Below are 12,173 nucleotides of genomic sequence, written 5' to 3' on the forward strand. Positions count from 1 at the left end.
ATGCAAGAACCTTCCCATAAAACCATATCACGACCTGTTTCAGCAATTAAATATTTGCCTAAATTTTTATCAGGAGCAAACACAATAGGTTGGTCTTCTGGAATAGATGCAATTACTTTTTTAGCATTGGAAGAAGTGCAAACAATATCGGTTAAGGTTTTAACTTCAGCTGTGCAATTGATATAAGTTACAACGGTATGATTCGGATATTTTTCTAAGAAATTCTTGAATTCATCTGGTGGACAACCATCGGCAAGGGAACAACCTGCTTTTACATCGGGAACGATTACTTTTTTATTCGGATTGACAATTTTAGCCGTTTCTGCCATGAAATAGACGCCAGCAAAAACAATAATATCCGCATCAACTTGCGATGCTTTTCTTGATAATTCTAAACTATCACCCACAAAATCAGCAATCTCTTGAATAGCTTCTTCTTGATAATAATGCGCAAGTATAACCGCATTTTTCCTTTTTTTCAATTCAAGAATTTTCTCTTTTAAATCCGAAGTTGTTTTCATTAGAGGATATTTTTATCTTTTATTTAATTAAATTTTTTAAAGCTTAAGGAAAGTCTCTCCGGTATTGAATTCACTAATTAAATCCAAAAGAGAGGTTTCTTTAAGCGTTTTCTTTAAATTTTCACGTAATGGCTTGTACTTATGATGAAAAGGACATGGTTGTTTGTCGGAACAATCATGAAGGCCTAAACTGCATCGGTCAAATAAGTCATTTCCGTCGATAGCTTTTACGAGCTGTTCTAACTTAATGTGTTTCAATTGTACCTTTTCGATTTCAAAACCACCACCATTTCCTTTAATCGATTTTATGATGTCGGCTTTTACCAAACGTTGTAAAATCTTAGCTGTAAAAGGCTCTGGCGATTCAATTTTTCTGGCAATGTCTCGAATACCGCAACGCTTGCCAGCAGACGATTCTGAGGCAATGTAAATGGTAGCTCGTATGGCATATTCACAGGTTTTTGAAAACATAGATAAAATTTACACAAAGTTAGGGATTTTAAATCATCGAAATATGATTTTAGTCATATTCTGATGGATATCCTTTTCCGAAATGGATTGCGAATCGGGTAGTGGAGCAATCGTGTTTTGATAATTTCTGAAATTTTGAATGTAATAGTTTTTGTCGTAACCTAATTCCAATAAAACGTGTTGCATTGCAGCAATATCCTCTGGATTCAATAAAGAGGAATGATAAGTAGTTCGGACTTCAAATGAAATGGAACTCGCTTGAAGCAATTCCAAACAACTTAGAAATTGAGTATAAAAATCCGATTTTGTAATCGCAAAGAATTTCTCTTTTGTACCTTTAAAATCCAATGCTACATAATCGATGAGATGTTCTTCTATTAGTTTTTCGAGTACTTTGGGCTGACTTCCATTGGTGTCCACTTTGATTAAAAATCCTAGACTTTTTACTAATTTTATGAATGAAATGATGTCTTTATGTATCAAACATTCGCCACCGCTAAAAACTACGGCATCCAACAAATTGCTTCTGGATTTTAAAAACGAAATGATTTCGGAAAAGTAAAAAGAGCCTTTTCCGAAAACTATTTCGGGATTGTAACAATAATCACATTTCATATTACACCCTGCAAACCATAAGATACAAGCCGATTTATCGGGATAATCTAACAGTGTGAAGGGTGTAAAACTATGAATGGCTTTTTTGTTTAGAAAATCAAGATTTACATTCTCTAAAGTGGGTTCGTTGTTTGTGTTCACCTTTTTTTCCAATATTAAAACTTTCTACAGGTCTGTGATAGCCCATTACTCGTGTATAAACCAAACATTTGGTTCTTTTTTCATTGTGTTGAAGCAAAGCTTCAGTGGTTTGTGTTTGCATAGGATGTTGTATTTAAGGTTGCTAATAATTCTTCATCGCATTTTGGACAATACTCGTGCTCGCCATTCAAATAGCCATGTTTCGGACAAACGCTGAAAACTGGAGTCACCGTGATGTAAGGCAATTTGAAATTCGTAATTACTTTTTTAATGAAATTTCTACACGCTTCTACCGAACTTAGTTTTTCGTTCATATACAAGTGCAAAACCGTTCCTCCAGTGTATTGACATTGTAAATTGTCTTGTAACAACAAAGCTTCAAACGGATCTTCGGTGTAATCTACTGGTAATTGCGAACTGTTCGTGTAGTAAATATTTTCGCCTTCACCTGCTTGAATTATATCGGAATAACGTTTTTTGTCTTCTTTCGCAAAACGATATGTAGTTCCTTCTGCAGGAGTGGCTTCTAAATTGTATAAATTACCAGTCTCTTCTTGATAAGCTCTCATTTTGGTTCGAATGTGTTCCAAAATTTCGGTTGCGAACGCCATTCCGTAATCCGAAACGATATCTTCTTTTCCATCACTAAAATTTTGAATCATTTCGTTAATTCCGTTCACACCAATTGTAGAAAAGTGATTTCTGAAATGAGGCAAATAACGTTTGGTATAGGGAAACAATCCTCTATCGTACATTTCCTGAATAAAAACGCGTTTTTTCTCTAATGTCGCTTTCGAAATTTCTAACAAACGATCTAAATCGGAATATAATTTGGCTTTATTACCTTTGTTCAAATAACCCAATCGCGCCATATTGATAGTCGCCACACCGATACTTCCCGTCATTTCCGCACTACCGAATAAACCGTTTCCTCTTTTTAATAATTCGCGTAAATCGAGTTGTAAACGGCAGCACATACTTCGTACGGCATTGGGTTTGTAGGCATTTGGATTTTCAACTTTATTGCCGTTTTCATCATACGTATATTGACTTCCGATGAAATTCTGGAAATAAGACGAACCAATTTTCGCTGTATTTTCGAAAAGAATATCGGTATTTTCTCCGTACCAATCAAACTCTTCGGTAATGTTGACCGTTGGAATAGGGAAGGTGAACGGTTGTCCATGCGCATCGCCTTCGGTCATAACCGTATAATAGGCTTTGTTGATGAGATTCATTTCTTTCTGAAAGTGTTCGTAACGCATTTCGCTTATGTCTGAAAGGCCTCTTTCTTTGGCTCTTTTTATAAAATCTTTTGAAGTGATTCCTTTGAAAAGATGCTGTTCGTTTCGAGTTGGGATTTGCTCTTTTAAGTCGTCAGGAACTACCCAATCCAAAGTAATATTCGTAAACGGCGATTGTCCCCATCGTGCAGGCACATTCAAATTGTAAACAAAACTTCGAATCGCTTTTAAAACATCTTCATACGATAAATTATCTTTGAAAACATAAGGAGCTAAATAGGTGTCAAACGAACTAAAAGCTTGAGCACCGGCCCATTCACTTTGTAAAATCCCAAGAAAATTCGCCATCTGTCCTAATGCTTCTCTAAAATGATTCGGAGGACGACTTTCCACTCGGCCACGGACACCGTTAAAACCTTCATTTAATAAAACGCGTAAACTCCAACCCGCACAATAACCAGTTAAGCAATCTAAATCGTGAATATGAATATCGCCATTTCGGTGCGCATAACCTTCTTCTTTAGAATAAATTTTGTCTAACCAATAATTAGCAATGATTTTTCCTGCGACATTATTAACTAAACCTGCGTTCGAATACGAAGTATTGGCGTTGGCGTTAATGCGCCAATCCGTTTGGTTGGTATATTCTTCTATTGTTTGGGTGCTATCAACATAAGTGGTGTCATCATTTAATCCTAAAACGTGTTCGCGCTGCAGTTTTCGGGTGTGACGGAACAACATGAAAGAACGCATCACTTCATAATGACCGTATTCGAAAAGCGTTTTTTCAATCTTATCTTGAATATCTTCTACTGCCCAAGTGTCTTCGTGCGATAACAATTGGAACACGGTTTCAATTACTTTTGGATTTAAAGTTTCGCTTACACTAGCAAAAGCTTTTGTAATGGCTTCTTCTATTTTAAAAGGTTCAAATGGTAAATACGTGCCATTTCGTTTGATTACAAATTTATCCATACTGCAGAATTTTAATTGTGGTATGGAACAAATTTAAATATTAAAAAGACTTTTTAGTCTTGTTTGAATAAATAATAATCAACAAATTATAATTCGTTTTTGTTGATAAGTTGTTTTGATAAATCGAAGTTTTAATTTTATAAATAAAAACAATAATAAATTGAAATTATAAAGAGTAAAAGTTTTTATGGAAAAATGATTATCTTTAAATGAAAGTGAATTTCCTTATTGGAAATAAAAAACCCTGTAAAATAAGTACTTTACAGGATTTTTTGTGGAGTCGGAGAGAATCGAACTCTCGTCCAAACAAGCAATCAAATAGCTTTCTACACGCTTAGTTTCATCTTAGATTTTCGACAAAGAGCAAGGCTAGAAACCGCCACTCTTTGCTTAGCTCTGTCAGTGTCAGAACGGATTTAAAGCATTACCGTTCCTAGGTCTACTTTTACGGTTCCCCTTAACCAACCGCCATAAACCAAGGCTTTTGAGGAGAATCTAGCTTTCCTACCTGGTAGGAACTAGGCAAATCTTACTATAATTCAGATTAAGCAGCTAAAGCGTAATTATTTTCGCCGTTTATAGGTTTGTATATTTGGATTTACGAGCTAAACATACAATGCTCGACGTGCTTACTAATCAATTCCACTCGCTGTCAAAACCAGTCGACCCCATGTGAAATAAGTAGAATACTTTCTAAATGGTATTCTTCAAAAAGTGAGCCAAAATTACATTCTTTTTTTCAATTAAAAAAACTTTGCATAGTCGCTTCTTTAAAGTTATATTTGTAACATTAAATCAATATTCAGTTAAATATATTGTTTGCTATGAAGTTTGGAATTATAAAAGAAAGAAAAAATCCACCAGATAGAAGAGTAGTATTTACTCCAGAAGAGTTAGTACGCTTAAAATCAGAACATACCGAAGCGGAAATAAAAGTAGAAAGTTCGGATATTAGAATTTTTTCAGATGAGCAATATCGCGATTTAGGACTAAATGTAACTACTGACATGTCAGATTGTGATGTGCTTTTTGGGGTAAAAGAAGTTCCATTAGATGCTCTAATTCCAAACAAAAAATACTTTTTCTTTTCGCATACGATAAAAAAACAACCTTACAATCGTAAATTATTACAAGCTATTTTAGAAAAAAATATCGAATTATATGATCACGAAACGATTGTGGATGCTAATAACCATAGATTAATTGGTTTTGGTCGTTATGCTGGATTGGTAGGAGCTTACAATGGTTTTAGAGGATTCGGGATTAAATATGATTTGTTTACTTTGCCAAAAGCAGAAACGTTAAGTGGAAAAGAAGATTTAATTGCACGTTTAAAGCGTCAAACACTTCCAAATATAAAAATTGTACTTACGGGTCATGGTAAAGTGGGAATGGGAGCCAAAGAAATTTTAGATGGAATTAAAATCAAGCAAGTTAATGTTGAAGATTTCTTAAACAAAAAATATACAGAACCTGTTTACACTCAAATCGACGTATTAGATTATAATAAACGCATAGATGGTCAGGTTTTAGATAATAATGATTTCTATAAAAACCCACAAGATTATGTGTCAGATTTCGAGCGTTTTACGAAAGTAGCCGACATGTATATTGCTGGTCATTTTCACGGAAATGGTTCTCCAGATATTTTAACTCATGAAATGCTTCGTGCAGCGGATAATAAAATTCAAGTAGTGGCTGATATTTCTTGTGATGTTGATGGACCAGTAGCTTGTACCATCAAAGCATCAACAATTGCAGAGCCTTTCTTTGGATACTTACCAAGCGAGCATAAAGAAGTCCCTTTTACACATCCAGCTTCAATTATGGTAATGTCGGTTGATAATTTACCTTGTGAATTACCTAAAGATGCCAGTGAAGGTTTTGGAGAAATGTTTATGCAACATGTAATTCCAGCTTTCTTTAATGGAGATAAAGACGGAATTTTGCAAAGAGCTAAGATTACTGAAAACGGTCAACTAACAGAACGTTTCAAATATTTACAAGATTATGTAGATGAAAAACAAGAAGCTGTAGCTTCAAAATAATAACAAGCCCGATGTTTTCATCGGGTTTTTTGTTTTTATAATAAAACGTATATATTTGTTAAAACTAATCACTAACTAATGAACAATCAAAACAAGACCAATTATCCTGCATTATATACGCTAATTACAGTGTTTTTCTTTTGGGGATTTATCGCAGCTGGAAACAGTATTTTTATTCCATTTTGTAAAAGTTATTTTTCACTAGATCAATTTCAATCTCAGTTGGTCGATTTTGCATTTTATACAGCTTATTACATTGGAGCCTTATTATTGTTTGCTTTAGGGGATTTATCTGGAAAAGATATCGTAGGCAAATGGGGTTATAAGAAAAGTATTGTTTACGGATTATTGTTTTCAGCACTAGGAGCAGGCGCCATGATTATTGCCGTTGAAGCAAGTGTTTACGCAGGAATGTTAGTTGGATTATTTATTGTAGCATTAGGTTTTTCATTACAACAAACTGCAGCCAATCCATTTGCTATTCTGTTAGGTGATCCAAAAACAGGAGCGAGTAGAGTAAATCTTGGCGGAGGAATTAATTCTTTTGGAACTACTATTGGACCTATCATTGTAGCATTAGCGTTATTTGGCACAGCAGCTTCGGTTTCTGACGAACAAATTAAAACATTAGAGCTTAATAAAGTGGTATTGCTATATGTTGGTGTTGGGTTGTTATTTGTGGCCGCTGCAGCTTTATTTTGGTTTTCGAAAAAAGTACCTAGCGGAATTGCAAACGAACCAATGGAAAAAGCTAATAAAGCTTTAAGAACATTAGTTGTTATGACTGTTTTGTTAGCAATAATGTTTACACCTGTATTTCAAAGCTATAAAAGTGAGGAAGCTTTGAAAATTGAAAAAATACAAAATGAAATTATTGAGCTGAAAAAAATAAATGAAAACAATAATCTAGATCAGGCGTATAAACATCTAAATAATGAAAATAGTCAAATTTTTGTTAAAGAGGCAGTAATAAAATCTTTGCAGGAACCTTTAGAACAAAAAAGAATGCTTTGGCTTACAGGAGCTTTACTAGTAGTTGTTGGAGGTTTGATGTTTTCTTACACATCCGCAAAAAAGAAATCGGAAGGTTGGGGAGCAATGCAATATCCACAATTAGTTTTAGGGATGTTGGCAATATTTACCTATGTTGGAGTGGAAGTTGCTGTTGGAAGTAATTTAGGTGAATTATTAAAATTAGATGAATTTGGAGGTTTACAATCTTCAGAAATAGCGCCTTATATCTCAATGTATTGGGGAAGTTTAATGATTGGAAGATGGGCAGGAGCTATCAGTGTTTTCAATTTGCAAGGAATGAAGAAAACAATAGCTTTACTTATTGTACCAATTATTGCATTCGGAATCATTTTAGGAGTAAATATTATTTCTGGGAAAGATATGAAACCCTTGTATTGGTATATCGTTTGTGTAATTATTCAAATTATAGCTTTCTTTTTAAGTAAAGATAAACCAGCAAGAACTTTAATGATTTTTGGAACTTTTGGTGTAATTGCAATGTTAATTGGATTATTTAGTACTGGAACAGTTGCTATTTACGCTTTTTTATCAGGTGGATTAGCTTGTAGTATTATGTGGCCTTCTATTTTTAGTTTGTCCATTATTGGATTAGGAAAATATACTTCTCAAGGTTCGGCATTCTTAGTAATGATGATTTTAGGAGGTGGAATTATTCCTCCATTACAAGGTAAATTATCTGATATTATTGGAATTCACCAATCATACATTGTTGCAGTTGTATGTTTCGCTTACTTAACATTATTTGCTATTTTAGTAAAAGGTTTATTAAAGAAACAAAACATTGATGTAGATGCTATTGAAGTAGAAGGAAGTCATTAGAAATATATCATCAAAAAACTCCGTCATGACGTAATGTTGTGACGGAGTTTTTTTTTACCATTTTTTTAATTTAATTTTGCCAACGTTATCACGAATCTTTTCAAAGATAGCAACCTGCAACAACAAGCAAGGTGCTAAAACGATAAGCCAATACTTTTGGAAAAAATGTTGTTTATTCTCTTTTTTCATCGTTTTATTTTGGGTTTCGTGATACGTAATTTTAAAAAATACGCATGAAACAAACACAAAACAATGGCAATTTATTTGCTTTACTGCCTTTAGCTGTCTTTATTTTTACATTTCTAGGTAGTGGAATTTTACTAAATGATTTTTACGCTTTACCTTCATCAATTGCTGTTATTTTAGGAATAATTACTGCTTTTATACTTTTTCAAGGTACTTCAGACGAAAAGGTTTCTAGTCTGATAGCAGGTTGTGGTGATTCTAAGATTATTACGATGTGTCTTATCTATCTCTTGGCAGGAGCTTTTGCGGCAGTTTCCACAAGTATGGGAGGAGTTGACGCAGTAGTTAATTTGGGAATAGAAAACATCAATTCTTCCTACTTTCCTTTGGGAATCTTTCTAATTGCAGCATTTTTATCTACTGCCACCGGAACATCCGTAGGGTCAATAGTGGCTTTAGGTCCAATAGCTATTTCATTAGCTGATAAGTCAGGTGCATCCCTTCCTTTAATTGGAGGTTCTTTATTAGGTGGCGCCATGTTTGGAGACAATCTCTCCATGATTTCTGATACGACAATTGCTGCAACACAATCCTTAGAATGTAAGATGAAAGACAAGTTTAAGGTAAATCTATTTATTGCACTTCCTGCAGCTCTGTTAACGATTGTTGTACTATTATTTTTAGGATATGGAGAAGGTCAATTGAAAGTAGTAGCAGAAGAGTATGAATTAATTGCCATTGTACCGTATGTGTTAGTTATTGTTTTGGCTTTAATTGGGATTAATGTTTTTTATACACTTTTTATTGGTATACTTTCGGCCGGACTTATTGGTTTTATTTCGAACGATTTTACGCTTTTAACTTTTTCAAAGACCATTTATCAAGGTTTTACAAGTATGACGGATATTTTTTTATTATCCATGTTAACAGGAGGTTTGGCGGCTTTGGTTGAAAAAGCAGGTGGAATTACTTATTTGTTGCATCAAATTAAGAAACGCATCAAAACGAAGAAATCGGCACAAATGGGAATTGGAGCGCTTGTAGGATTAGTTAATGTTGCCATAGCGAATAATACCGTTTCTATTGTAGTTACTGGAGGTATTGCCAAAGAAATTAATGATGATTATGAACTTAATCCAAAGAAAACAGCTACTATTTTAGATATATTCTCTTGTATTTTCCAAGGTTTGTTACCTTATGGTGCCCAAGTTTTGCTTATTATTAGTTTCTCTAAAGGCTTATTAGCTTGGTCTGACTTATTATTGAATGCTTGGTATTATTTATTTTTATTCCTAGTTACCTTATTAGCTATTTATAGCAATTTTTGGGATCGAATTATTATGAAATACTCGAAATAAAAGTTTAAAGTAAAAACCTCCGATTGAGAATGTTCAATCGGAGGTTTTGTTTTTATTTATTCCACTCAATCTTTCTTGAGAAATACATTACGGCTGCTAAAATCAAGAATAATCCAATACTTCCCACTAATAAAGCATAATCTTCTAATTGAATAATTACATAGATAAAAGTGTATAAAACACTTAACGAAGCACCAATGAACATCGGAAACTTTTTATCTTTTAAAATCGAAATCGAATAGAGCGAAATCATTATAATTACAGAAGCTCCCGCCACTAAATAAGCAAATGAAAACGAACTATGTTCCGTAATCGAAATCAGTAAAGTGTAAAACATGATTAACGCAATTCCAATCATCGAATATTGAAAAATATGAATATTGATTTTACTTATCGATTGAATTAAAAAGAAGATTAAAAACGTTAATCCAATCACCAAAAATCCATATTTAGAAGCGCGCTCACTTTGTTGGTACTCATCTACTGGTGTAATGAAATCAACTGCAAAAGCATATTTACCTAATTCAGGTAAAACTTCAAAATAGTTTTGAGCAAATGGTCTATTGAAATGTAATATTTTCCAATTCGCTTCAAAGCCATTATCCGTAATGTCTCTTGAAATAGGAGAGAAGTTGCCATTAAAGTTCGGTGAATTCCAATTCGAAGTCATTTTAGCATCCGTTGTTTTTCCAATCGGAACCATTTTTACTTGCTTACTTCCGTTAAAGGAAATCGTGAAATTGAATTTTGCTTCGTTTTGTAAACTTTGGTAATCAAAATAATTGGTTTCCAGGCTTTCAATGCTATCGTTTGTATTACTTGCTACCGACTCAAAAGCCAAATTCTGATTTCCAATTTTCATTTTTACTTCGTCTTTCAGACTTTTCAAATTGGTAGTTCGAATCAAAATCTTAGCGCGATTCCAATAAACGTTTTCGGAAGGAATGCCTTTTGAAGCAAAATTTGGATTAGTATAATTACCATCAAACTGCATTTTGGTCGTAAATACATTCGATTTGTAAATGCTTCTTTCCAATGGTTTCACCATGGTAACTTCGGTTTTGTTATTTAAAGTTTCTGGAAAGAAATAAGCGTAATTATTGGCTCCCGACATTGGATCTTTATACGGCACTTTTAAAATAGGGCCATAAAAATAAACGGAATTTCCCCATTTAGCAGTGGTTTCGGTAATGACTTCTTTTTGGCGTTGGCTTCGTTCTACGATTAATTCTTGTACTAAAGCGAGTGGAATGATTAATACTAGAGTTAGAATCCCAACCATGATCATTTTAGCGGTTGTGGTTTGAAAGAACGGTACTTTTGGTTCTTGTTGCATTTGTGTTTCCATGATGTTTGATTTAAAAAGGTGAATTTGATGATATTGAATAGATAATAATTGAAAAATAAAAAAGTGCAATAGGAATATTTGTTAAGACAATTACCATTTGTAAAGCAATATTTTTTCTTTGAAAAGGTTCTGTAATGAAGTTTACACACAGATTGATTAAGACTATTATATTAAAAAAATAAGGCTGCTAATACATACAATATGCCTATTAATATGATATTATCCCATTTTGGAAATATAAAATAGCTTACAAACAATAACGTACCAATTAAAAAAGATAAAATCGCTATTTGAATTGAAAACGGAAGTTTTAATAAATATTTTTCCATGTGGTTATGAGTTTTGTTTTTGTTTCAGATGATAGGTTTTTGATAATTTCCATTCCGATAAAGAATAAAATTCCGATGGTCATACTGATGTTAATGAGTTTGTTCATATTATTTGATATTAAAAGTTTGTTGAATGTTTGTTATAGGAACCGATAGCATATTCAAAAAATCCAATCCATAAAATTCATGCGCTTGTTTTCCTCTTTGAAATTGTTGTTTGAAATAAGAAAATCGAGTAGGATAGAAGAGTGTTCCTGAAAGAATTACCATCCATAAATACAAGCTTCGTTTTCCGTTTCCGTACAAATAATATTGCATTCCTATTTCGTCTACAACTGAAATTCCAGTATTGGTTAATACGTGAATAATATCGTGGTCTTCCAATTTAGGTTGGATTTCAAAGTTGTATTTTAGTAAAAAGCAACCCAAATGAAATCCCAAGCTATCATTAGGAAGTTGTATCAACTGATTGACATTGATATCCCAAGCGTTCCCTTTTTTAAAGAATTTTTGATACGGTTTCTTACTGATTTCGTACATTTTTTCGATGAATAAATCTCTCATAATTAGTTATTAAAAGTACTTTGAAATTCAAAGTAAATAGATAAAAAAATAGCGTTAACTTTTCTTGATTAATTTTTCAAGTGCTTCAATATGTGCCGTAAAAGCCTCACGACCTTCTTTAGTAGCAGTATATTTTGTGTTAGGTTTTTTACCAATAAACTGTTTCTCAATTTGAATGTAATTTTCTAATTCTAATGCTTTGGTATGTGAAGCTAAATTGCCATCGGTTACACCTAATAACTCTTTCAACATATTAAAATCAGCACTTTCATTGACCATCAATATCGACATAATCCCCAAACGAATTCGGTGATCAAAGGCTTTGTTGATATTTTGGATAATGTTAAGCATAATCTCTAAGATGTTATAAGTAATTTAATTTATTAATCAATTGATTTCCAATTTCCTTTTGTGAAAAACATATTTCCAAATTTACTTGATTCAAAAACATAATAGAAAGTCCATATTTCTCTATATAATGATGGATTTTTAGATAAAATATGAAATTTTGGTTCTTCT

The 12,173-nt window shown here is 33.0% G+C and carries 12 protein-coding genes, 1 other RNA gene and 1 riboswitch; of the genes, 3 read left to right on the forward strand and 10 right to left on the reverse strand.

What is annotated here, in order from left to right; all coding sequences use genetic code 11:
- The 6 genes from L6Q46_RS08620 to ssrA form a co-directional block, all read right to left on the reverse strand.
- A partial coding sequence (locus L6Q46_RS08620; protein WP_291283960.1) for a quinolinate synthase occupies nucleotides 1–521 on the reverse strand: 521 nt, incomplete at its 3' end.
- 36 nt (nucleotides 522–557) lie between these two features.
- Nucleotides 558–992: an Rrf2 family transcriptional regulator gene (locus L6Q46_RS08625; RefSeq protein WP_111567272.1), complete on the reverse strand. Its 435-nt coding sequence runs from the start codon at nucleotides 990–992 to the stop codon at nucleotides 558–560.
- Nucleotides 993–1,025: 33 nt separating this feature from the next.
- Nucleotides 1,026–1,748, reverse strand: coding sequence for an anaerobic ribonucleoside-triphosphate reductase activating protein (locus L6Q46_RS08630; protein ID WP_363315871.1), 723 nt, complete (start codon nucleotides 1,746–1,748; stop codon nucleotides 1,026–1,028).
- On the reverse strand, nucleotides 1,705–1,869 hold the full coding sequence (gene nrdD / locus L6Q46_RS14010; RefSeq protein WP_111567273.1) for an anaerobic ribonucleoside-triphosphate reductase: 165 nt from the start codon (nucleotides 1,867–1,869) through the stop codon (nucleotides 1,705–1,707). The genes L6Q46_RS08630 and nrdD overlap by 44 nt, the downstream gene beginning before the upstream one ends.
- Entirely contained in the window at nucleotides 1,850–3,967 is a 2,118-nt protein-coding gene (locus L6Q46_RS08640; protein WP_291283961.1) for a ribonucleoside triphosphate reductase, read from the reverse strand. The genes nrdD and L6Q46_RS08640 overlap by 20 nt, the downstream gene beginning before the upstream one ends.
- A 272-nt stretch (nucleotides 3,968–4,239) precedes the next feature.
- Nucleotides 4,240–4,637: a transfer-messenger RNA gene (gene ssrA / locus L6Q46_RS08645) on the reverse strand.
- 154 nt (nucleotides 4,638–4,791) lie between these two features.
- On the opposite strand from ssrA, the gene L6Q46_RS08650 reads away from it, so the two are divergent.
- The 3 genes from L6Q46_RS08650 (at nucleotide 4,792) to L6Q46_RS08660 (ending at nucleotide 9,413) form a co-directional block, all read left to right on the forward strand.
- Entirely contained in the window at nucleotides 4,792–6,015 is a 1,224-nt protein-coding gene (locus L6Q46_RS08650) for an NAD(P)-dependent oxidoreductase (RefSeq protein WP_291283962.1), read from the forward strand.
- A 78-nt stretch (nucleotides 6,016–6,093) separates the two neighbouring features.
- A complete protein-coding gene (locus L6Q46_RS08655) occupies nucleotides 6,094–7,869 on the forward strand; it encodes an MFS transporter (protein WP_291283963.1) in 1,776 nt (591 codons plus the stop codon).
- An 80-nt stretch (nucleotides 7,870–7,949) separates the two neighbouring features.
- Nucleotides 7,950–8,045, forward strand: a riboswitch (SAM-I-IV-variant riboswitch).
- A gap of 57 nt (nucleotides 8,046–8,102) precedes the next feature.
- Complete coding sequence (locus L6Q46_RS08660) at nucleotides 8,103–9,413, forward strand: Na+/H+ antiporter NhaC family protein (protein WP_291283964.1); 1,311 nt, start codon at nucleotides 8,103–8,105, stop codon at nucleotides 9,411–9,413.
- A gap of 52 nt (nucleotides 9,414–9,465) precedes the next feature.
- Here the strand turns inward: L6Q46_RS08660 and creD are convergent, their stop codons facing one another.
- From creD to L6Q46_RS08680, 4 genes are all read right to left on the reverse strand, one after another.
- Nucleotides 9,466–10,761 carry a cell envelope integrity protein CreD gene (gene creD, locus L6Q46_RS08665; RefSeq protein WP_291283965.1) on the reverse strand — a complete coding sequence of 432 codons (1,296 nt, stop codon included), beginning with the start codon at nucleotides 10,759–10,761 and terminating at the stop codon, nucleotides 9,466–9,468.
- A gap of 310 nt (nucleotides 10,762–11,071) precedes the next feature.
- A complete protein-coding gene (locus L6Q46_RS08670; protein ID WP_291283966.1) occupies nucleotides 11,072–11,197 on the reverse strand; it encodes a hypothetical protein in 126 nt (41 codons plus the stop codon).
- A 1-nt stretch (nucleotide 11,198) separates the two neighbouring features.
- On the reverse strand, nucleotides 11,199–11,654 hold the full coding sequence (locus L6Q46_RS08675) for a hypothetical protein (RefSeq protein WP_291283967.1): 456 nt from the start codon (nucleotides 11,652–11,654) through the stop codon (nucleotides 11,199–11,201).
- Between the two features lie 54 nt (nucleotides 11,655–11,708).
- The gene (locus L6Q46_RS08680; RefSeq protein WP_291283968.1) at nucleotides 11,709–12,005 is read right to left on the reverse strand and encodes a transcriptional regulator; all 297 of its coding nucleotides are present in this window, start codon (nucleotides 12,003–12,005) and stop codon (nucleotides 11,709–11,711) included.
- Nucleotides 12,006–12,173 lie beyond the last annotated feature (168 nt).

Origin of the sequence: Flavobacterium sp., assembly GCF_023151265.1 — a bacterium.
Lineage (GTDB): Bacteria > Bacteroidota > Bacteroidia > Flavobacteriales > Flavobacteriaceae > Flavobacterium.

Bases quoted from the DNA above. Each gene is read 5' to 3' on its own strand.
- L6Q46_RS08625 (WP_111567272.1), bottom strand. From the start codon at position 992: ATGTTTTCAAAAACCTGTGAATATGCCATACGAGCTACCATTTACATT.
- nrdD (WP_111567273.1), bottom strand. From the start codon at position 1,869: ATGCAAACACAAACCACTGAAGCTTTGCTTCAACACAATGAAAAAAGA.
- L6Q46_RS08640 (WP_291283961.1), bottom strand. From the start codon at position 3,967: ATGGATAAATTTGTAATCAAACGAAATGGCACGTATTTACCATTTGAA.
- L6Q46_RS08650 (WP_291283962.1), top strand. From the start codon at position 4,792: ATGAAGTTTGGAATTATAAAAGAAAGAAAAAATCCACCAGATAGAAGA.
- L6Q46_RS08655 (WP_291283963.1), top strand. From the start codon at position 6,094: ATGAACAATCAAAACAAGACCAATTATCCTGCATTATATACGCTAATT.
- L6Q46_RS08660 (WP_291283964.1), top strand. From the start codon at position 8,103: ATGAAACAAACACAAAACAATGGCAATTTATTTGCTTTACTGCCTTTA.
- creD (WP_291283965.1), bottom strand. From the start codon at position 10,761: ATGGAAACACAAATGCAACAAGAACCAAAAGTACCGTTCTTTCAAACC.
- L6Q46_RS08670 (WP_291283966.1), bottom strand. From the start codon at position 11,197: ATGAACAAACTCATTAACATCAGTATGACCATCGGAATTTTATTCTTT.
- L6Q46_RS08675 (WP_291283967.1), bottom strand. From the start codon at position 11,654: ATGAGAGATTTATTCATCGAAAAAATGTACGAAATCAGTAAGAAACCG.
- L6Q46_RS08680 (WP_291283968.1), bottom strand. From the start codon at position 12,005: ATGCTTAACATTATCCAAAATATCAACAAAGCCTTTGATCACCGAATT.